The following is a 21,909-nucleotide window of genomic DNA, read 5'->3' on the forward strand; positions in this document are numbered from 1 at the left end:
CTAGAAAAAACACACCCTGTAAACGCTTTATTTAACTGTATAAACTTATTGTACTTTAAAAATAGTAGAAATTGAATCATTTTACTTAAAATTCAGCAAATTTTTTAAAATTTCCAATCAATTAAGATCATTCTCCAAACTTTTGACAAGTACTTTCAAACTTCTTGGACAATTTGTAATTTGGATTTAGTAAAGGGGAGCTAGCCTCTCAAAGACCATAAATGTGCTTATCGAGGCTATTTAGTGATAGAAATGATTTGATTATCCCCCGCAAACAGCTTTTTCAAGAATTTCAGCTACATCATAAGTGTGAACTGTCTCTTCAACTTCTTTAGCTTTCGTTCCATCAGACAACATTGTTAAACAATATGGACAGCCTGAACTAATGATTGAAGGGTTAACGGCAAGTGCCTGCTCTGTACGAGAAACGTTAATTCGATGGCCTGTTTCCTCTTCCATCCACATTAAACCTCCTCCAGCACCACAACACATACCTGTATCACGATTTCTCTCCATTTCTATTAGCTTTACTCCTGAAATTGATTTTAAAATTTCACGTGGAGGGTCATATACTTCATTGTAACGTCCTAAATAACAAGAATCGTGAAATGTAATTGTTTCGTTGACCTCAAATTGAGGAACTAATCTTCCCTCTTTTACCAGTTCGGCAAGTAATTCTGTATGATGATATACTTCCGCTTCTAATCCGAAATCAGGGTATTCATTTTTAAAAATGTTATATGCATGCGGGTCGATCGTCACAATCTTTTTAACACCATTCTTTTCGAATTCTTCAATATTTTTCGTAGCCAACTCTTGGAATAAAAATTCGTTCCCTAAACGACGAGGTGTATCACCTGAATTTTTCTCTTTATTACCTAGAATCGCGAATTTCACACCTGCTTCATTTAGTAATTTAACAAATGATAGAGCGATCTTTTGGCTGCGGTTGTCATAAGACCCCATAGCACCTACCCAGAAAAGATACTCAAACTCTTCGCCTTTCTTTTTTAATTCCTTTACTGTTGGAACAACGATATCTTCACGAGCCTCACGCCAATCTTCACGCTCTTTTCGATTTAAGCCCCATGGATTTCCTTGACGCTCAATATTTTGCATCGCCCGCTGAGCATCAGCATCCATCTTCCCTTCCGTTAAGACTAAGTAACGGCGAAGGTCAATAATCTTCTCAACATGCTCATTCATTACTGGGCATTGATCTTCACAGTTACGACAAGTCGTACATGCCCAAATCTCTTCTTCTGTAATAACGTCTCCAATTAAGCTTGGGTTATAATTTAACGTTGCAGCTGCTTCCTCTGCACCTTTTCCAGCGGCGGCAAGTGCTAATTGATTTCCTTGTGTATTAGCAAAAGCAAACGTTGGTACCCAAGGCTGCTTTGAAGTTACCGCTGCACCATGATTTGTTAAATGATCACGCAGTTTTAACATTAAGTCCATTGGAGAAAGCATCTTTCCTGTTCCAGTAGCTGGACACATATTCGTACAACGTCCACATTCTACACAAGCATATAAATCAATCAACTGTAATTGCGTAAAGTCTTCAATTTTCCCTACTCCAAATGTCTCCTGTGTTTCATCTTCAAAATCAATCTTTGTGAGTTTCCCTGGTTTTTCAAGACGATTAAAATACACATTTGCTGGTCCTGCAATTAAGTGCGCATGCTTTGATTGAGGAATGTACACTAAAAATGCTAAAAGAAACAGTAAGTGAATCCACCATGCAACATAATAAACAACGATTGCCCCTGTTTCACTTATCCATGAAAACGCAAGAGCGATTAAAGAAGCAACAGGAGTTGTCCACGAAAGGTCCTGTTCGTGCCATATAATATTCATTCCGTTTCCTAACAGAACAGAAAGCATTAAGCCGCCAATAAAAATAAGAACTAGTCCCGATTTAAAGCCACGCTTTAAACGAACAAGCTTTTCAATATAACGACGATAAAATGCCCAAAAAACAGCAATTAATATCATTAAAGTAACAAGTTCTTGAAAAAATGTAAATCCAGGATATAACGGTCCTAAAGGTAAATGAGAACCTGGTTTAATCCCAGCCCAAATAAAATCAATTGCCCCAAATTGGACTAGAATAAAACCGTAAAAGAGCATAACGTGTATCACCCCGCTCTTTTTATCCTTTAACAACTTTTTCTGCCCGAAAACCATTACCCATATTTTGTTAAGTCTTTCTTTTACTGCTTTATCAAACTCAACCTTTTTTCCGAGCTTAATAAATTGTATCCTTGTTTTTACTAAATAGACGAACAAACTAACTGCGTAAATAGTTACAAGTAAAAACGCAATCAAGTTTATCCATAACAAACCGTTCATATCTGTTGCCCCCTTCTAAAAAATTGTAGCCGTTTTCCTTTTAAAACAAAAAAATATTCTGAATTTTAATTCTTAATTCTATTATATTATGAATGAGCATTCAGTCAACATCTTTTATTAAATAATTTTTATTCCTAATTTTTTAATGATTTTATTTCAAATAGATAGGAGAAACTTTATAAGGTAATACTTTTTAGTGCTCCAAACTGTTACAAATGTTTGCATTCTTTTAAAGCTACCAATGACAGTCCGGATTGGCAAGCGCTTTCAATCGCTCATATAGATTGCTTCAAACTTACTTCTTACAAGAATTTAAGAGAACTGCTAGCTAATTAATATCATAATACAGCATAATTTCAAATTTGATAACAAAAAAATAATTATTTCCAAAATAATACAAATTATTATCGAAAACTTGAAAGATTTGGTTCATTTGGAGGGGAAGGCACCGATGAAAATTCTTTTTACAATGATAATCATCTTAACTATTTTCACTCTTTGGCTGTCGATCGATTATTATTTAGGAAGAAAAAAACATCTTGCAAGTGGGTTGAAAAAAGAGTTTCCGATACGCCAAAGTGATATTTATCTTTATACTGATGGAATAGAACTATTTAAAGATCTCTTTCATGAACTTAAAAATGCTAAAAATCATATTCATATTTTATTTTATATTGTAAAAAACGACCATATCAGTAATGAATTTCTCAATATATTAAAGACAAAGGCGTTAGCCGGTATCGAAGTCCGCCTACTTTTAGATTGGTTAGGAAGTATAAAAGTTTCCCGAGAAAAAATATATGAATTAAGAAATGCAGGAGTTCGTTTTTCTTTTTGTCATGTTCCAAAAGCACCATTTTTCTTTTATACAATGCATCAAAGAAACCATCGAAAAATCACAGTTATTGATGGGAAAGTAGGATATATTGGCGGCTATAATATTGGAAAGGAGTACATAAACGAAGATCCGAAGTTAAATCCATGGCGAGACTATCATTTAAAAATATATGGTGAAGGTGTCCATGATTTACAAAAACAATTTATGAATGACTGGATTAGAGCAACAAAGAGTAAGATAAGCGATACAAAAAGCTATTTCCCATATTTAAATATAGGAGAAACAAAACATCAATTTATCTCTTCAGAAGGAATTTTTTTAGAGCATACTTATTCAGAGCTAATAAAGAAAGCTAAAAAGTCTATTTTTATCGGATCACCGTATTTTATTCCAAGTAAACGTATTTTAGCTCATTTGATAAATGCTTTAAATAATGGGATAAATGTAACCATTCTTGTTCCTTATCAATCAGATCATATTATTGTAAAAGATGCGTCTCTTTCTTATTTCCGTGAATTATTAAAAAATGGGGCGAAAATCTTTCAATACTCACATGGATTTTATCATGCAAAAGTAATGTTAATTGATAGCCAAGTTTGTAATATCGGAACTGCAAATTTTGATAAACGCAGTTTTTATTTAAATGATGAGATCAATTGTTATATTTTTAGTCAAGATTTTATCAAAAAAGTAGAAGAAGTAATCCAAAAAGATATTAGAGAATCAAAAGCATTGACAATAGAGGAATTAAAGCAAACGAATGTTTTTCAAACATTTAAAGAAGCTTTTGCTTCGGCTATCTCTCATTTCCTATAGTTCTCCGATAAATGAGAGTCCTCCTCTTCCTATATGAGGAGGTTTTATTTCAAAAAATTTTGCACCCATGGAGCGATTAAGGTGAAAAGTTTAAATCCTAAATAAATTCCAACAATTCCAGCTACACCAGCTAAGGCAGGTGGTGCAGGAATAGGCAACTTGAATAGAGCAAATAAAAAGCCGACAATCAAACCTGTGATTAATGCAAGAATAATTTCTTTCATAACTGCCTCCTATGTTGAGCCACTTCTATTGTTACACCCAAATATAAATAAAAAGCCGATCTCAATAACTGTGGAATTTCAACAGAGATGAGTCAGCTTTTTTACTACTACATTTGTTCTGGAGCGGAAACACCAATTAACTTTAAAGCATTTTTTAATGTTACTTGAACGGCTTTTACTAAAGCAAGACGCGCTAATGTCGTTTCTCGATTTTCAAGATCAAGCACTTTTTCAGCATTATAAAAGCTATGAAAAACAGAGGCTAAGTCAAAAATATAGTTTGTTATCCGATGCGGAATTCGCTTTTGTGCAGCTTCTTCAATTGCCTCTGTAAATTCCCCAAGCTTTTTTAAGACATCTATTTCTTTTTCTGATTGTAGAGGAGAAAAATCAGCTTGTTTGTCAACAACAATACCTTGTCCTTCTCCTTGACGCAATATACTGCAAATTCGAGCATGAGCATATTGGGCATAATATACCGGGTTTTCATTTGATTGAGATACAGCTAAATCAAGATCAAAATCCATATGAGTATCAGCACTTCTCATTGCAAAGAAATAGCGGACTGCATCTAACCCTACTTCTTCAACAAGATCGCGCATCGTAACTGCTTTACCAGTACGTTTACTCATTTTCATTTTTTCCCCATTTTTATACAGATGAACGAGCTGAATAATTTCAACTTCTAATGCATCTCTGCTATAACCTAACGCTTCTATAGCAGCTTTCATTCGAGGAATGTAACCGTGATGATCAGCGCCCCAAATATTAATAAGCTTTGTAAAACCACGTTCAAGCTTATCTTTATGATAAGCTATATCTGGAGTTAAATATGTGTATGATCCATCCTGTTTGATCAAAACACGATCTTTGTCATCTCCAAATGCGGTGGAACGAAACCAAACTGCCCCATCCTGTTCATAAATGTGACCATTCTCTTTTAAAGCTGTTAACGCTTTATCAATTTTTCCATTTTTATATAAAGAAGTTTCTGAAAACCAAACGTCAAAGTTGACGCGGAAACTTTCTAAATCCTTCTTTAATTTTTCCATTTCATACTTTAAGCTATACTCACGGAAAAATTCAAACCGGTCTTTTTCACTAACTTTCACATATTTATCGCCAAACTCTGCTGCAAGTGTTTTTCCTATTTCAACAATATCTGAACCATGATAACCATCCTCTGGCATGTCCTTTTCGATACCAAGGGCTTGAAAATAGCGTACTTCAACAGAAAGAGCTAAATTGTTTATTTGGTTTCCAGCATCATTTATATAATATTCTCGAGAAACATCATACCCTGCTTTAGTTAAAATATTACATAAAGAATCGCCAACGGCTGCACCACGAGCATGTCCTAAGTGCAAATCACCTGTTGGATTTGCGGAAACAAATTCAATTTGAATTTTTTCGTTTTTTCCGACAGTTGATTCGCCATAACGGTCAGTTGCATGAAGAATAATTGGAATTAATTCTGTTAAATAGCTGTTATTCATATAGAAATTAATAAATCCCGGTCCTGCAATTTCAATTTTTTCGATTGACGTATTTGTTTTATCAAAATGGTTGACAATCTCTTCTGCAATGACCCTTGGCGCTTTCTTAGCAATTCGTGTCAGCTGCATTGCCATGTTTGTTGAATAATCTCCATTTGTTTTATCTTTTGGAGTTTCTAAAATAATATTAGGTATTTGGTCTTTATTTGCAAGATTAGCTTTTAATACAGCTTCCATAATTTCTTGCTTTAGCTTTTCCTGAACTTGATTTACAATATTCATTTCAATACCTCCGTATACGTTATCAACAAATGATATGTACCTGCCCGTGAACCTTGTACGTTTAAATCATATAGTAACTCGATGTTTCCAACGGATTTCTGCATATCATGAAAATAATCAAGACGCTTTGTTAATGTTGTCATTGTTAATTTTCCATAAGGGGTATCATACAGTCCACTAAGCTGTTTGTCTTGTCTAAAAAGCAGTTTCATTTTTACAGCACCGCTTCTCATAATGAACAGTTTATTATTCGACAATTTTACAATTGTGTTTATTTTCCCTTGTTCCTGAACTTCATCGTATTGGAGAAAGGCAGTATTTTCCTTTTTTATATATTTGCCAAAAGTAATAAACTCGGCAGTTTTCTTCCCTTCCTCATTCCAAATTGTAGTTTTTATTTTTATTTTAACAGGCATTTGTTCCGCTGAACGGTTTGACAACGGCAACACATCCTTTTTTAATTTGCTTAACTTTATTAGTATAAAGATTATTTTTAAAAAGTTCAACATATTGTGGCATCGATAAAAATAGAGATAGATTAACCCTCTATAAAAAAATAATTTTAAAAGGTTATGTTAAGTTTTTTAGACTTATTAAACCCTATATACGCCTGTTAGCTATGCTGATTATGTCAAAAAAACGCCTATCCTTTTAAATAAAGGAGGCGATCTTTTAAAGGTTGTTTATTCGAATTATTTAACCCAGCCGAGAATCATTTCTCTAATAAGCTTACTCGCAGTATTTGCCGTTTGCTCAGAATGATCATAAATAGGGGCAACCTCAACTAAATCTGCTCCAACAACGTTTATGTTACTATGGGCTATTTCGTGAATAGCAGCGAGTAACTCTTTTGTCGTTATACCGCCACAGTCCACCGTTCCAGTTCCAGGAGCATGAGCAGGATCTAATACATCAATATCAATCGTAACGTAAACTGGACGCCCTGTTAGTTTCGGTAACACCTTCTTTAGAGGCTCTAACACTTCAAATTTTGCAATTGACAAGCCTACTTCATTTGCCCATTGAAACTCTTCTTTCATTCCAGAACGTATCCCAAAGGAAAAAATGTTGTTCGGACCAATTAACTCTGCTGCTTTTCGGATCGGTGTTGAATGAGATAAAGGCTCACCCTCATAATCCTCTCGAAGATCTGTATGGGCATCCATATGAATAACAGCTAAGTCTGGAAATTTTTTAAACATTGACTTAATCACAGGCCATGAAACTAAGTGCTCCCCACCAATCCCAAATGGAAATTTACCATCCGCTAAAACTTTATCGACAAATTGTTCAATTAAAAGTAAACTACGTTCAGCATTGCCAAAAGGAAGCGGTATATCACCAGCATCAAAATATTTGATTTCCTCTAATTCACGATCTAAATATGGACTATACTCTTCTAATCCGATTGAAACCTCACGAATACGTGTTGGTCCAAACCGTGAACCCGGTCGATAGCTAACCGTCCAGTCCATCGGCATTCCGTATAATACCGCTTGACTATCTTCATAATTTGGATAACTCTTTATAAACACGTTTCCAGAATAAGTCTCATCAAATCGCATTAAAAATCTCTCCCTATTACTTGTTTACTTTACTAAATCCGCTACAAATTTCGGCAATACGAATGCCGCTTTATGAAGCTCCTCTGTATAATATTTCGTTTCTATATCCGTAAAGCGGTTATCATTAATTTCAAGAGGATCATATTTTTTTGAACCGATTGTAAAAGTCCACATTCCACTTGGATATGTTGGGATGTTCGCAATATAAAGACGAGTAATTGGAAATATCCCCCTCACATCCCGGTGAACTTCACGAATTAATTCCGCTTTAAACCAAGGATTATCTGTTTGAGCAACAAACAACCCGTCTGTCTTTAAGGCTTTCGCTATTCCCGCATAAAATCCTTTAGAAAATAAATTGACTGCTGGACCAACTGGTTCAGTAGAATCAACAATAATTACATCATACTCATTTTCACTTTTTGCAATATGCATAAATCCGTCGTCAATTTTTACATTTACACGTTCATCGGCAAGCATTCCTGCAATGTCCGGCAAAAAATGTTTTGAATACTCGATTACTTTGCCATCTATATCAACTAAAGTTGCCTTCTTCACAGCTGGATGTTTTAATATTTCACGAATGACACCTCCATCGCCGCCTCCAACAACAAGAATGTTCTCTGGCTTTGGATGAGTAAAAAGAGGAACATGTGCAATCATCTCATGATAAACAAACTCATCCTTTTGTGTCGTCATGACCATATTATCCAAAATAAGCATGTTCCCCCACTCTGCTGTCTCAACAATATCAAGTTTTTGATAAGGCGTTAGTTCGCTATGTAATGTACGATTTATTTTCATTGTAATTCCAAAATGATCCGTTTGTTTTTCTGTAAACCAAATACTCATGTTGATCATCTCCTTCCATTCACTCAATTTCTTTAGTATCCTTACAAGTAAATAGACATAAATACTATAGTAAAACATGAGAAAATTATAGATTAAACACGGAAAAATGCAAGAATAATTTTTTCCTCCTTTTTCATTAGCATTGCGTAAATTTAGTTAGAACTTTCTGTTAATATATTTCTTCGTTTTTGAATTAAAAAGACAAGACCTAAATAAAGGTGGTACTGTCCATTTGGTAACAATATACAGTTATCCCAGAGTTACAACAACAAGATTCTTTTACGGACTAGAGCGTTCATCAAACTTTCGTGTCCAAATATAAGAAGGTTTCCAAATTGCTCTCTTTAACCAGCGAGTGATTCGAAGTAAAGATTTACTACTTTTCATCTCTAATTGAATGAGAACATTTAGGCAATAGGTGATAAGGGCTAAGAAAAAATTTGGTTTTGAATCCGCGGTCTCACTCATACGATAAAAATGCTTAATTTCTACGTGCTGCTTCAGCCATTTGAAAAATAGTTCAATGGCCCAACGAGAACGATAAATATCACTGATTTCTTCAGCACTTAAATCAAAGCGATTCGTGATTAAACGAAGGAAGTTTCCTTTTGTATCCTTGACTTCAAGAAGACGAAAGACATTTTCTGTTCGATTTTGTATGCTACCGATGTAAACCCTTTTGTCGGATTGTACAGGGCAATCATCCGAAATTGAAAAAGAATGAACTTCACGAATGACTGCATTTTTCTTCAGTCGTGATACGAAAAAATAACCTTCATCGGTCATCCGATCAAATCGTTCATAATCCACATAGCCACGATCAAACACGTACATAGCTTCTTTATCATCTACCAGAACTTCAAGCTGATTTCGGTCATGTTCTTTTGCCGTTGTAATGACAGCTTTTTCTGGATAAACAGCATTTTTATCCATGAATACAAGTCGTAAATGTAGTTTTACACCTGCTTTTGTTTGACGAAACTTCGCCCATTGATAGTTAGTTAAGTTGAGTGGTAGAGTACTCGAATCAATGATTTTTAGTGGCATTCTCTTTTCACTTTTCATGTGATAATGTTGAATTTTCCACACTAAATCCAAGAACATATGAGAAAGAATGAGCGGATTGATATTATTGTTCTTTCGTGATAACTGAGATGTACTAATTGATTCAAATCCGAGTATTTTCTGAAGATCTTCGTCTAAAAGGGCATCACTGATTTCTTCTAAGCTCTCATATTCATGAAGCTGGGCAAAAAGCAAAAACTTAATATAAGACTCCGTTGTAAACTTCTTTGTATAGTAGTCCTGTTTTTGTTCTTTAACAAGTTCAGAAAGCTTTTGAATATTTATTGGTGAAACCCATTTACCAAATGACATAATTAGTGTATTCTTGTCCATGATGTATTCCTTTACATTTGGATTTGGACAGGAACCACCTGTACTTCCATTGTAAAGATTTTTTTTTTGTTTTACAATCACATTATTTTTAAAAATTCCTAGTATTTTAAATCATCTGAATATGTTAATGCAATGCTAATGCTCCTTTTTAATAAGTTAATAAGCAAATTTCTCCCCAGACAGCTTCTAGTTATCTTTTTTATTGAAAAATGTTTAAAATTATACTATTTTTTTCATACTGAAGCTATGCATCAAAATTTATGGGGGTGAGGAATTGGAAGTCATTACGGATCAACGCTTCGAAAAAAAAACAATTAAATATTTACGTGCTCTTTTTTCTTTTTTACTGTCATTATTGCAGCTTTTTGTTCATTAATTGTAATCGGTATCCTTATTTATGCAAAAACGTTAGGTCCGCCTCCACTTGCTGTTCCTCAATCAACATTATATTACGCAAATGACGGGACAATTATCGGCGAAAGTCACACCGGGCAGAAACGTTATTGGATAAAACTTGAGGATATTTCGCCTAACTTAGTTAATGCAACTATTTCTGTTGAAGATAAACGATTTTATGATCATTTCGGGCTAGACATAAAACGAATTGTTGCTGCTATTATTGCTGATATAAAGGCCATGGGAAAGGTACAAGGGGCAAGTACAATAACACAGCAATACGCCCGTAATCTTTTTTTAGAACATGATAAAACTTGGATAAGGAAGTTAAAAGAAGCTTTTTATGCAATTAGACTTGAAATGAGTTATTCTAAAGAAACCATTTTAGAAGGATATTTAAATACAATTAATTACGGGCACGGTGCTTACGGTGCAGAGGCAGCAAGTCAATATTATTTTGGAAAAAGTGCAGCTGATCTCACCTTGGAAGAAGCTACGATGCTTGCTGGCATTCCAAAGGGACCAGGAAAATATTCACCACTTGTTTCAATGGAAAAAGCAAAAGATCGGCAAAAAATCATCTTATCTGCGATGAGGCAAAACGGTTATATTAACCAAGCTGAGGAAATCGCTGCTGCAAAAAAGCCTTTAACTTTCATCGGCAAGCATAAACATTTTCAATTAGAAACAGCGCCGTATTTCCAAGATACTGTTCAGTCAGTCCTAAAAAATGAACTATCTATTGATGAACGGACAATTGCACTCGGCGGTTTAAAAGTATATACAACTTTAGATTTACAAGATCAAGAGGCAGCAGAAAAGGTCATTCAGAACACAATGTCTACCGATTCAGATATTCAAGTAGGGTTCGTCTCAATGAATCCTAAAAACGGGTTTATAACAGCTATGGTTGGCGGAACTCATTACGAAAGCAGTCCGTTCAATCGAGCAGTACAAGCTGTTAGACAACCTGGCTCAACAATAAAGCCAATTTTATATTATGCGGCGCTAGAACACGGCTTCACCCCATCTTCATTGATGCGCAGTGAACAGACAACATTTCACTTTGAAGATGGCAAGCCCCCTTATACTCCTAGAAATTTTAATAACCTATATGCCAATGATAATATGACATTAGTACAAGCCCTTGCTTTATCAGATAACATTTATGCAGTAAAAACACATTTATTTTTAGGTGAAGAAACATTAGTAAATACGGCAAAGCGATTTGGAATTACAACAAAGCTAGCGAAAGTACCTTCACTTGCATTAGGCTCATCAGATGTTCGTGTTATTGATATGGCAACAGCTTATAGTTTATTAGCCAATGGAGGTTATGAAATAAAGCCGACTCTTATAAAACGAATTGAAAATCAAAAGGGTGAAGTAATTTACGAATATAACAAAGAGAGAAAACCTGTTCTTCGTTCGGATTTAGCTTTCGTCATGACACATATGTTAACAGGAATATTTGATCAAAAACTAGACGGCTATGCACCTGTAACTGGAAGTACCATCATTAACAAAATGACTAGACTTTATGCTGGAAAATCTGGAACAACTGAAGCTGATAATTGGATGATCGGATATTCTCCCCAATTAACGGCAGCTGTGTGGACAGGATATGATAAAGGAAAACCAATAGAACTTACCGCTGAAAAATTATATGCGAAAGATATATGGATCGGCTTTATGGAAGAGGTTCATAAAAATAAACCGATTAAAGCGTTTAAACCGCCTAAAGGAACTGTTGGAGTGTATATTGATCCCCATAATGGAAAACTTGCTACAAAAGGATGTCCTGTTAAACGTTTAACCTATTATGCAACAGGAACAGAACCCACTGAATATTGTACTGAACATATTTCAGAACCATTAAAAGAGCGAGAGAACAAAATTGAAAAGCCAAAGATGGAGAAGAAAACTCCGTGGTATAAGCGTATTTTTCAATGGAATTAACTATTAAATAAAATGAAAAACCTCAGGATTTTGACCTGAGGTTTTTCGTGTCCTAGTTTTATAATGTGTTAACGCTGTTAAATAGTTTACTTTCTTTATGTAAAAACAGCAAGTACCTTTCCAATAAGATTCACTAATTTGTCACAGTTCAATTATTTATAAGGAGAATATTAGGATGAAAACCCTAATCCATCCTTTAACTTTTGTGAAGAACGATTCCACATTTCCTCATTATGATCGCGCAAAAAAGTGCCTAAAATAGATTTTGACGCTTCATCCATATGTTCAACAATGATATGGCCTTTTAACGATTTATCCATCCGATTTACATGTTCTGGTAAAGACTTAAATCCCCTTCGTATATCCCGGTCAACAGTCATTTCACACGCTGTTACTCCTGCATAATAAGGCCCCTCTTTTTGATGAGCAATCGTTACCCATACTAGCCAATACGGTTTTCCATTTGGAACTTCTTCCTTTGAGTTAAGAAACTTAATTCCACGCTCAACAGCACTTCTAGCATGCATCGCTCCAATATCGATTTCCGCTTCACCAGCCTCCACGTTAATAATAACGGGAGATATATTATCTAAACTTAAAGATCCGACACCAAAGCCTCCATGCCCGTCTGTAGGATCACTTTTAATAATATTAAAACCAATATTTTTCTTCTTTCCTTCCATTTTACTTTCCTCCTTACTTTCCTAAACAAAATTTAATATGATCATGATCTGCTTATCCTAAAAACAGCTTATAAAAAAATTCATTTAATCCATTTAATAACGCTGGAAAGATATTATTCATAATCGGACGAATTGTATATTGGCTTAACGGGGTAATAACGAGAATTAAAAAAATAAGTCCACCATACACCTCAAATTGAGTCATTTTTGCTCTAAAATGATTTGGTGCTAAGTCCTCTATAATCCGATAACCGTCAAGAGGCGGAAGCGGTAAAAAATTAAAAATAAATAAAATCAAATTCAGTCTAATAAACAGTTCTAAAAAAGTTAAAACGGATAAACTTACATTTAAATCCATACTAACGAGTCCATATAAAGTAATAAAAGCAAAACACACTAATAATAAATTACTGAGCGGACCAGCAAGAGAAACTAAAATTCCTGCTAAACGCGGCTTTTTAAAGAAAAAGCGATTTACTGGTACAGGACGCGCCCATCCAAAACCAGCGATAAAGATGAGAAGCGTTCCAATTACATCAAGATGAGCGATTGGATTAAGCGTTAATCTCCCTTGGTTTTTTGCTGTTGGATCACCAAATTTATATGCAACATATGCATGAGCAAATTCATGGATCGTAAATGCAATTAACAGTGTAATCGCCACATATGGAATTTGTTGTAAAGGAAATGCTAAAAATCGTTCCATTACATGTATAACTCCTTTTCATCAATGTTATGTACTAAGGAGAAAATTCATCTAAAGTTTGATTATGTATACCTCTTTCCTAACAGTATACACGAATCATTATCAATTAACAGCTTCCTTATCCGGCCTCCTTTCTCCAACGTCCGTAAATATCCTGCTTCTCTTGCATAATATAAATAACTGTGAAAAAATAACTATATAATGAATAAACGAGGAGGACAAAAAATGCCTTACGTAACTGTTAAAATGATAGAAGGGCGTTCTGAAGAACAAAAAAAAGCATTAGTAGAAAAAGTAACTACTGCTGTAAGTGAAACAACAGGAGCACCAAAAGAAAAAGTAGTAGTCTTTATTGAAGAAATGTCTAAAAATCATTATGCCGTTGCTGGCAAACGGTTGAGCGATGAATAACCGCAGCAACAAGCACCAGCTTCACTAGAGAAAAAGCTAAATACCTTATTAGTACTTAGCCAACTAGTAAAAAGATTATGCTTGCAAGACGAAGTTAAATAGGGAAAACTGTCATTCTTTAGCTTCTAAAGACATGCAAACAATTAACAGTCTAAGCTAAACACCGCTAATGGTGTTTAGCTTTTGTTTTAAAATATCAATATATTGATATGCTTCTTCAATTTCAGCTTCTGTATAACGCTGTTTACTCTTTAATGTAAACACTTTCTCTTTCGTTTCTGCTTTTCCTAGTTTATCAAAATACAATATCGTTGAAACAAGCTCTAAAAATCGAGCATTCTGTGTATTCATATCTGAAAAAACTTCTTTTAAATAGGGCATCTCGACTTTGTTCATTTTTAAAAATTCATCGCCTGAATCAGTTAGTGAATAGCGATACTGAACATAACCACCCTTTTTCTCTTTCACCTCATTTAGAAATCCCATGTTTAACAACTCTTCTATCCGTAAAGTCAGCTCCTCTGAATAAGGTCCATAAAAGTGAAATTGAAATTTTTCCTGGAAAGGAAACGATATTTTTTTTGCAATATAAATCATTTTGTGTAATTTTTTGCGTCCAATAATTTCGCCTGATACTGCTACCGCATGCATTATTTTGGCATGATCATTTAGCATACGTGTCATCTCCCGACTTTTAAATTTATCCCAATATGAAAAAACAATACTAACACATAGTTGGATGGATTTTTCAACCACTAAATAGCTAAGGTTTACTTAACCATTTTTCATACCTTTATATGTAAAAGGAACGTATAGTTTAACAGAATACATGTACGAGTATTTATTATTTTTCCTCTTTTTGTAAACCGAGCAAGGCACAAATTTGCTTTTTAACACTTTTCTCTGAACGATCATCCATTATGAAATCTAGTGGATAATAAAGCTTATGATCTGTCCTTCTTTTCCCTGAAATCGCATCAACAATATCCGATTCTCTTGATAATTCATGTATTTCTCCATTTTTCATCAATAAATGAATCGGCTGTCGCTCCTCTTCTTCCCCAGGACGATAAAAATCGTACGGCAAATCAGAAGAAGAATCAACAACTAAATAGTATTCGGGATCAATCCCGGCCTGTTTAAAAAGCTCGGAAAGCCGAACAACTTTTTTATACTCTTTTGCCGGATCAAACTCCGAGTATTTGAACAAATTTCGATTCATAAAGCGACTACAAAGATCTTTCAAAATTGAATCATCTTCCTCGATCCACATTTGTAAATAATAGAGTACTACTGCTTCATCAAGCTTTAAATAGTCTTTTAATATTGGTTTATTTTCAAAGAGAGAGTAAAAATGAACTGGCGGAGTTTTAAATGAATAAGACTGTTTATAAAGGTGCTTCGCTCGATGCAACGTTTTTGTTAAAATCACTTCAGCACTGCGAGTAACTGGATGAAAATAAACTTGCCAATACATTTGATAACGACTCATAATATAATCTTCAACGGCATGCATCCCGCTATGTTTAATAACAACTTGATCATCATGAGGCCGCATGACTCGTAAAATCCGTTCCATATCAAAATGGCCATAGCTTACCCCAGTAAAATATGCGTCTCTTTGTAAATAATCCATCCGATCTGCATCAATTTGACTAGAAATTAAACTGACAACTTGCTTATTCTTATATGTTTTCCCAATGACTTCAGCTACTTTTTCTGGAAATTCATTATTTACTCTTGCTAAAATTCGATGAACCTCGGTATTCCCTAAAATAATATCCTTTGTAAACTCTTCATGATCAAGATTAAAAACTTTTTCAAATGAATGGGAAAAAGGACCGTGGCCTATATCATGGAGAAGGGCAGCACATAGCGATAACAATCTTTCCTCTTGATCCCACTCAGGACGTCCACAAAAGACATCATCGACAATCCGGCGGACAATTTCGTACACACCAAGAGAATGATTAAATCGGCTATGCTCTGCACCATGGAAGGTGAAAAAAGTAGTGCCCAGCTGTTTAATTCGACGGAGACGTTGAAACTCTTTAGAACCAATTAAATCCCAAATGACTTGATCTCGGACATGTACATAACGATGAACTGGATCTTTAAAGACCTTTTCTTCATTTAATTTTTCCTTTGAATATCCCATTTTCCAGCCTCTTCCTCTTTACTTCCCGTAACTTTTTATGCGGGATAAATAGAAACTTCCATTATTTCAGCCTCTACTATTAGTAGCCTTTTCCCGTTTAAACATAGGGTTAAACAAAGATCAACCGTACCATGAACTTAACTAATACGCTACGTTTTTGAGTAATCGATTCATTACCATAGACAATTAATAAAAAAAATCACCTATCAAAATGGTAGGATAGATGATTTTTTATTTCAATTTTTTAAGCATTTTATCTTTAAGTTCTTTTTCCGTCATTGCCGCTAACGGTCGGTTATTAAAAAAAACAAAGGTTTTTTTTCGTCCTGGTCCGCAATATGATTGACAGCCTATTTCAATCTTTGCCTTCGGATCAAGTTCTTTCAGAAGGGGAATTAATGTTTTTAAGTTAACTGCTTGACAATCATCGCAAACACGAAATTCGTTTGCCATCTATATTACAGCCCTTTCTTCAATTAGGTAGACTTTAATTTATCATGATAACTAAAGGTATTTTACAGTTTATTGTTTGTGAATGCAAGCTGGAAACATTGGTAATCAAGTGTTTATTTCTTTTACATTGTTAATTTATAAAAAAAATCTACTATCCTTTCATTCAGTCGTATAAAAAGTTTAAAAATGGGTCATGCTGAAAATAGAACAGTTAATAAAATAACTTAAAAATATTAAGGAGTTGAAACCATGAAACTTCGTCAAGATGCATGGACAGAAGAAAATGATTTGCTGCTTGCAGAAACTGTGCTCAGACACGTTCGAGAAGGGAGTACTCAACTAAATGCCTTTGAGGAGGTTGGAGATAGGCTTAATCGAACATCCGCAGCATGTGGATTCCGTTGGAATGCGGTTGTACGCCATAACTATGAAAAAGCGCTTCAACTAGAAAAAAAACAGCGGAAACAACGGCAAAGAATTTTAGGTAAAGAGCAAGGTGGAAAGAAAAAGCTGCTTTACAATCCTCCGCCAATTGCTGTTGAAGATCTAGAGCCAATAACACCATCCGTTGATGTAGAAGTTAATAATACAGCAAACGAAGATTTCCCAATTTCATCAACTAGTTCTCTTAACTTAGAAATGGTGATCTCTTATTTGCAAAACTTAAATAGTTCCAATCTTCAAGTTGATATTTTAAAAAGAGAGAATGAAAGATTAAAAAGAGAAAACAATGAATTAAAGAAAAATAATAAAGAGCTTGCAGCAAAAATTAACGATCTTGAAGAAAACACCGTTACGATTCAAGAAGATTATGAGACACTTATGAAAATTATGAATAGAGCACGAAAGCTTGTTTTATTTGAAGAAGAAGAGCGTCCAGCAACAAAATTTAAAATGGATCGAAACGGCAATCTTGAAAAAGTAGCGGAGTAGACAGTAATCTTTAGTTAAGAACTGGAGAAAGGCAACAGCATCCTCTTAAAAGAAAAGCCATTAAATGGATTAGAGTCGACAAAGTTGACAACTTGGGATAATTTTTAAAGAATCCAGAACCATTTAATGGCTTTTCCTTATGATTGAAAGACATTTTTATTCCTATCAATCATACGTTGCATATATCCGCTAAATAAAGATAGCTCCTTACTTGTCAATCCCCCTATATAAATATGTTCACTATGATTTTGCAAAACAGATAAGAATCGTTGCATGACATCTTGTATCGTTAAAGGAACTGAAAGCAGTTCAGATAAAGAAGCCATTACATCTGGATTAATGTTCGGATAAGCTAGTTTTGTTTGTTCTTTTTTTGCTTTTTTTTGCATGTAAATAAAACTGCTTTAACAGGTTGGCTCTTTCACTTCCGCTCCCTGTAACCGAAAGATAAATTTGAACAGCAACACCATTTCGAAGGCGCCGCTGAGAAATCCCGGCAAATTTTTTACCATTCATGCTTAAATCATAACTCCCAGGACAATATGATCCAACAATTTCTTTTGCCTCTATATCCTTTTTAAAATCCGAGAACAAAAGCTGAACTAACGCCCACATTGCATCATATCCCCGATTAATATCAATACCTTTTTCTGCTTCTGGCAAAACAAGTGTTAAGTTCAATACTCCTTTATCAAGCACGACCGCTAAACCACCCGAGTTTCTGACGATATAATGAAAACCATTCTCTTGTAAGTAGTCTAAACCATCCTTTAAATATGGGAGTTTTGTATCTTGAATGCCTAACACAACTGTATCGTGATGAACCCATGCTCTTGCTGTTGCCGAAGATAATTGTCCACCAACAGACGCACAAAGTGTATCATCTATCGCAAACGACTGTATTGCATCAAAGTGACCCCCGAGTGCAGACTGATCAATAATGCGCCATTGTTGTTGACGTAATAATTTAAGCGCTTCCTCCATCATTTATTTTCTCCTCTATTTTTAACATTAAATTATGATATATGATAGAATTTATAAAGCTTGAGCGGCAGTTATGAGTGCTAATTTATAAACATCTTCTTCGTTACAGCCGCGAGAAAGATCATTAACAGGCTTGTTTAATCCTTGAAGAATCGGGCCAATTGCTTCAAAATTGCAGAGCCGCTGGGCAATTTTATAACCAATATTTCCTGCTTCTAAGCTCGAAAAAATAAAAACATTTGCATTTCCTTGTATAGGTGAATTTGGTGCTTTCTTTTGGGCTACGGAAGGAACAAAGGCTGCATCAAATTGAAATTCACCATCAATTAAAAGTTCAGGTTCTCGTAATTTTGCCTCATTTACAGCGGCTATAACCTTATCTGTTTCCTCTGATTTGGCTGAACCTTTTGTAGAAAAGCTTAATAGAGCTACACGCGGTTCAATATTAAACATTTTTGCTGTTTTCGCACTTTCAATAGCAATTTCAGCTAAATCTGCACTGTCAGGTGCAATATTAATTGCACAGTCGGCAAATACGTAATTTTCGTCATTTCGAACCATGATAAATACACCAGACTTTTTTTTGACATCCTCTTTAGTTTTAATAATTTGCAAAGCCGGGCGGACAGTATCTGCAGTTGAATGAACAGCTCCGCTTACTAACCCATCTGCCTTACCAATATTAACAAGCATTGTACCAAAATAGTTTTCTTTAAGTAAAATTTGCCTAGCTTCTTCCTCTGTTTCTTTTCCTTTCCGCCGTTCAATAAAATTAGCTACAAGTTCATTAAATTGAGGAAAGGTTCTTGGGTCATATATTTTCATATTATTTATTGATATATGTAACTCTTCGGCCTTCGCTTTAATGCTGCTTTTGTTTCCAATTAATACAGGTGTAAGTAATCGTTCTTCAGCGAGCCTTTTTGCAGCGGTTAAAATTCTCTCATCTAATCCTTCAGGAAAAACAATTTGCAAACCTTGATCAATTAACTTCGATTTTAAAAGAGAAAATAAATCGTTCAAAACGTCCCCTCCTTACTATGTATGATAAAAGAGAAAAACAAAGGTAAATGATTTCCAATTCTGTTGAAATTCATTAAACAACTCCGAATTTTACCTGAAGTTAAAGCGAATGCAGAAAGTCTACTTGAAAACTTGTCATTTGAGACGAACTGCACAAGGCGGAAGCGGAAGCGATAGATCAGGCGTTCATGAGTTCGTTTATCAACAGAATCACGGGTGATAATACACATAAATAGAGTGATCATCTATATTATGCCTTACACATTATTATATCAATAAATTTAATTTCTGCATTTTTGACAATTTCATTAATTTTTCTAGAATAAAAAAATGTTGAAACGGATTCACAGGGGTTTATTCATACGTTTAATGGCGAAACTATGTTATAGTAATTGTGGAAATGAGAATTATTTTTTCTTAGGAGTGATAATAAATGAGTGAAGCGGCACAAACTCTTGATGGATGGTACAGTCTTCATGATTTTCGTTCAATCGACTGGGCATTATGGAAAACGTTATCAAGCGATGAGCGCCAAGAAGTCATCCATGAATTTCTAGGACTAGTTGAAAAATGGAACAAAACGGAAGAATTTAAAAAAGGAAGCCACGCTCTTTATACTATTGTTGGTCAAAAAGCTGACTTTATGATGATGATTTTAAGACCAACAATGGAAGAGCTTAATGAAATTGAAACAGAATTTAACAAAACAAAACTTGCTGAATATACGATTCCAACTTATTCTTATGTCTCTGTTGTAGAGCTAAGTAACTATTTACCGCAAGGTGAAGACCCGTACCAAAATCCTGATGTTTTAGCACGACTTTATCCAGTCTTACCTAAAGCAAAGCATGTTTGTTTCTATCCGATGGACAAGCGTCGTCAAGGTAACGATAACTGGTATATGCTCCCAATGGAAGACCGCCGCACTTTAATGCGCAGTCATGGTATGATTGGCCGTAAATATGCTGGTAAAGTGAAACAAATTATTACTGGTTCTGTCGGCTTTGATGATTATGAATGGGGTGTTACGTTATTCTCTGATGACGTTCTGCAATTTAAAAAACTTGTATACGAAATGCGGTTTGACGAAGTAAGCGCTCGCTATGGAGAATTTGGTGCTTTCTTTGTTGGAAATATTTTAAATGAAAATAATCTTGCAAAGATGCTACAAGTAAATTAGTAAAAGCAAAAATAAGAAATTGGCTCGTGCGCCATTTTCTTATTTTTTTTAAAACACTTCTATCTTTTACATGTCATATTTAATCCTGTCATTTCATACAAATAAAAACAGTAAGAAAGCTTAGCTAATTTCATCTATACCGTACTCTATATAACTACTCCCTTAGCTAAATATCTATATTTTATGAATTCACCAGCCCAAATCTTAATCATCAAAGAGAGGTGAAGTAATGGCTGTTGTTAAACATACTGAAGAGGAGGTAAAGCTTCTTGCAAGATTGATGCGTGCAGAGGCGGAAGGTGACGGAAACCTTGGAATGCTCATGGTTGGCAATGTAGGTGTTAATCGTGTTAGAGCGGATTGTCTTGACTTTCAGCCGATTACATCCATTCAAAAAATGGTTTTTCAAAGCCCAGGTGGATTTGAAGCTACTCAGAAAGGATATTTTTATCAAGCAGCTAGACAAAAGGAAATTGATCTGGCCCGAAAAGTGATAAAAGAAAACCGTTATCATCCAGCAAGTAATTCATTATGGTTTTTTAGACCTGCGGGTAGTTGTCCTGCTCAGTGGTATAATCAATGGAATTCAGGACGTTTCAAAGCTCATTTTTTTTTTAAACCGACTGTACAAAATTGTCCAAGCGTATATTAATCATTATAACATTTGGAAAGAAGGAAAAAGTTTTATAGGAGGGGAAAAATGAAACAATCTAGTAAAAATCCGTACATGAACTATGGTTATTACCAACAAGGATATCAGCCATATTACGGAATGACTGGCCAACAAACGCCTAGTTATACACAGCCAGTCATGCCACAGGCAGCAGGAGTTGGAACGCTTCAAGTGCCAACACCATTAAATGCTCCAACTCTTGGTCCACAAATACCGGGAATGTTGCCACTAGAAGAATCCTATATTGAAAATATTTTACGATTAAATAAAGGAAAGCTTGTAGATGTCTATATGACGTTTGAAAATAACCGAGAGTGGAATGCTAAAATATTTAAAGGAATTATTGAAGCAGCAGGCCGTGATCATTTAATATTAAGTGATCCTCCAACAGGATTTCGCTATTTATTACCTATGGTTTATGTAGACTATATTACGTTTGAAGAAGAAATTGAATACGAATATCCGTTTGCTGCTGGTACTCAGCCGCTCAGCGCTTATTCACCGAGATAGCTAAATGACTTGAT

General features: G+C 34.8%; 20 protein-coding genes and 1 pseudogene. 7 read left to right on the forward strand and 14 right to left on the reverse strand.

The window, feature by feature from the left end; genetic code table 11:
* Positions 1-261: 261 nt before the first annotated feature.
* Complete coding sequence (locus K6959_RS15355) at positions 262-2,355, reverse strand: (Fe-S)-binding protein (protein WP_163240911.1); 2,094 nt, start codon at positions 2,353-2,355, stop codon at positions 262-264.
* 451 nt (positions 2,356-2,806) lie between these two features.
* Here K6959_RS15355 and cls point away from each other — a divergent pair, with 451 nt between their 5' ends.
* Entirely contained in the window at positions 2,807-4,009 is a 1,203-nt protein-coding gene (cls, locus tag K6959_RS15360; RefSeq protein ID WP_163240909.1) for a cardiolipin synthase, read from the forward strand.
* 44 nt (positions 4,010-4,053) lie between these two features.
* Here the strand turns inward: cls and K6959_RS15365 are convergent, their stop codons facing one another.
* The 6 genes from K6959_RS15365 to K6959_RS15390 all read right to left on the reverse strand — a co-directional run bounded on the left by K6959_RS15365 (position 4,054) and on the right by K6959_RS15390 (position 9,826).
* Positions 4,054-4,233: a XapX domain-containing protein gene (locus K6959_RS15365; protein WP_163240907.1), complete on the reverse strand. Its 180-nt coding sequence runs from the start codon at positions 4,231-4,233 to the stop codon at positions 4,054-4,056.
* 107 nt (positions 4,234-4,340) lie between these two features.
* Positions 4,341-6,011 carry an arginine--tRNA ligase gene (argS, locus tag K6959_RS15370; RefSeq protein WP_163240905.1) on the reverse strand — a complete coding sequence of 557 codons (1,671 nt, stop codon included), beginning with the start codon at positions 6,009-6,011 and terminating at the stop codon, positions 4,341-4,343.
* On the reverse strand, positions 6,008-6,451 hold the full coding sequence (locus K6959_RS15375; protein WP_223086939.1) for a YwiB family protein: 444 nt from the start codon (positions 6,449-6,451) through the stop codon (positions 6,008-6,010). Before K6959_RS15375 ends, argS begins: the two co-directional genes overlap by 4 nt.
* A 252-nt stretch (positions 6,452-6,703) precedes the next feature.
* Complete coding sequence (gene speB, locus K6959_RS15380; RefSeq protein WP_163240901.1) at positions 6,704-7,576, reverse strand: agmatinase; 873 nt, start codon at positions 7,574-7,576, stop codon at positions 6,704-6,706.
* 24 nt (positions 7,577-7,600) lie between these two features.
* Positions 7,601-8,428: a polyamine aminopropyltransferase gene (gene speE / locus K6959_RS15385; protein WP_223086941.1), complete on the reverse strand. Its 828-nt coding sequence runs from the start codon at positions 8,426-8,428 to the stop codon at positions 7,601-7,603.
* 279 nt (positions 8,429-8,707) lie between these two features.
* Positions 8,708-9,826, reverse strand: coding sequence for an IS4 family transposase (locus K6959_RS15390; protein WP_223086943.1), 1,119 nt, complete (start codon positions 9,824-9,826; stop codon positions 8,708-8,710).
* A 522-nt stretch (positions 9,827-10,348) separates the two neighbouring features.
* Here K6959_RS15390 and K6959_RS15395 point away from each other — a divergent pair.
* Complete coding sequence (locus tag K6959_RS15395) at positions 10,349-12,181, forward strand: transglycosylase domain-containing protein (protein ID WP_262421997.1); 1,833 nt, start codon at positions 10,349-10,351, stop codon at positions 12,179-12,181.
* A 170-nt stretch (positions 12,182-12,351) separates the two neighbouring features.
* Here K6959_RS15395 and K6959_RS15400 read toward each other — a convergent pair whose 3' ends face one another.
* Together K6959_RS15400 and K6959_RS15405 are read right to left on the reverse strand one after the other, a co-directional pair.
* A complete protein-coding gene (locus tag K6959_RS15400) occupies positions 12,352-12,864 on the reverse strand; it encodes a YwhD family protein (protein WP_163242093.1) in 513 nt (170 codons plus the stop codon).
* Between the two features lie 52 nt (positions 12,865-12,916).
* Positions 12,917-13,570, reverse strand: coding sequence for a site-2 protease family protein (locus K6959_RS15405; protein WP_223086945.1), 654 nt, complete (start codon positions 13,568-13,570; stop codon positions 12,917-12,919).
* Between the two features lie 225 nt (positions 13,571-13,795).
* Between K6959_RS15405 and K6959_RS15410 the strand changes: the two genes are divergently transcribed.
* A complete protein-coding gene (locus K6959_RS15410; RefSeq protein WP_163242091.1) occupies positions 13,796-13,981 on the forward strand; it encodes a 2-hydroxymuconate tautomerase in 186 nt (61 codons plus the stop codon).
* Between the two features lie 156 nt (positions 13,982-14,137).
* Here K6959_RS15410 and K6959_RS15415 read toward each other — a convergent pair whose 3' ends face one another.
* The 3 genes from K6959_RS15415 to K6959_RS15425 form a co-directional block, all read right to left on the reverse strand.
* Positions 14,138-14,656: a YwgA family protein gene (locus K6959_RS15415; RefSeq protein ID WP_223086947.1), complete on the reverse strand. Its 519-nt coding sequence runs from the start codon at positions 14,654-14,656 to the stop codon at positions 14,138-14,140.
* 169 nt (positions 14,657-14,825) lie between these two features.
* Positions 14,826-16,139: an HD domain-containing protein gene (locus tag K6959_RS15420; protein ID WP_163242089.1), complete on the reverse strand. Its 1,314-nt coding sequence runs from the start codon at positions 16,137-16,139 to the stop codon at positions 14,826-14,828.
* 231 nt (positions 16,140-16,370) lie between these two features.
* Positions 16,371-16,592 (reverse strand): YuzB family protein, encoded by a 222-nt coding sequence (locus K6959_RS15425; RefSeq protein WP_223086948.1) that lies wholly within the window; start codon positions 16,590-16,592, stop codon positions 16,371-16,373.
* A gap of 249 nt (positions 16,593-16,841) precedes the next feature.
* Here K6959_RS15425 and K6959_RS15430 point away from each other — a divergent pair, with 249 nt between their 5' ends.
* A complete protein-coding gene (locus K6959_RS15430) occupies positions 16,842-17,525 on the forward strand; it encodes an RsfA family transcriptional regulator (RefSeq protein ID WP_223086949.1) in 684 nt (227 codons plus the stop codon).
* 137 nt (positions 17,526-17,662) lie between these two features.
* Here K6959_RS15430 and K6959_RS15435 read toward each other — a convergent pair.
* Positions 17,663-18,509, reverse strand: a pseudogene (locus K6959_RS15435) (lipoate--protein ligase family protein).
* A 51-nt stretch (positions 18,510-18,560) separates the two neighbouring features.
* Entirely contained in the window at positions 18,561-19,532 is a 972-nt protein-coding gene (pta, locus tag K6959_RS15440) for a phosphate acetyltransferase (RefSeq protein ID WP_223086951.1), read from the reverse strand.
* Positions 19,533-19,965: 433 nt separating this feature from the next.
* On the opposite strand from pta, the gene hemQ reads away from it, so the two are divergent.
* The 3 genes from hemQ to gerQ all read left to right on the forward strand — a co-directional run bounded on the left by hemQ (position 19,966) and on the right by gerQ (position 21,895).
* On the forward strand, positions 19,966-20,712 hold the full coding sequence (gene hemQ / locus K6959_RS15445) for a hydrogen peroxide-dependent heme synthase (protein ID WP_163242085.1): 747 nt from the start codon (positions 19,966-19,968) through the stop codon (positions 20,710-20,712).
* 229 nt (positions 20,713-20,941) lie between these two features.
* Complete coding sequence (locus tag K6959_RS15450; RefSeq protein ID WP_223086953.1) at positions 20,942-21,364, forward strand: cell wall hydrolase; 423 nt, start codon at positions 20,942-20,944, stop codon at positions 21,362-21,364.
* A gap of 48 nt (positions 21,365-21,412) precedes the next feature.
* The gene (gene gerQ / locus K6959_RS15455) at positions 21,413-21,895 is read left to right on the forward strand and encodes a spore coat protein GerQ (RefSeq protein WP_262421807.1); all 483 of its coding nucleotides are present in this window, start codon (positions 21,413-21,415) and stop codon (positions 21,893-21,895) included.
* Positions 21,896-21,909 lie beyond the last annotated feature (14 nt).

Source organism: Bacillus aquiflavi, from assembly GCF_019915265.1.
GTDB lineage: Bacteria > Bacillota > Bacilli > Bacillales > Cytobacillaceae > Bacillus_BT > Bacillus_BT aquiflavi.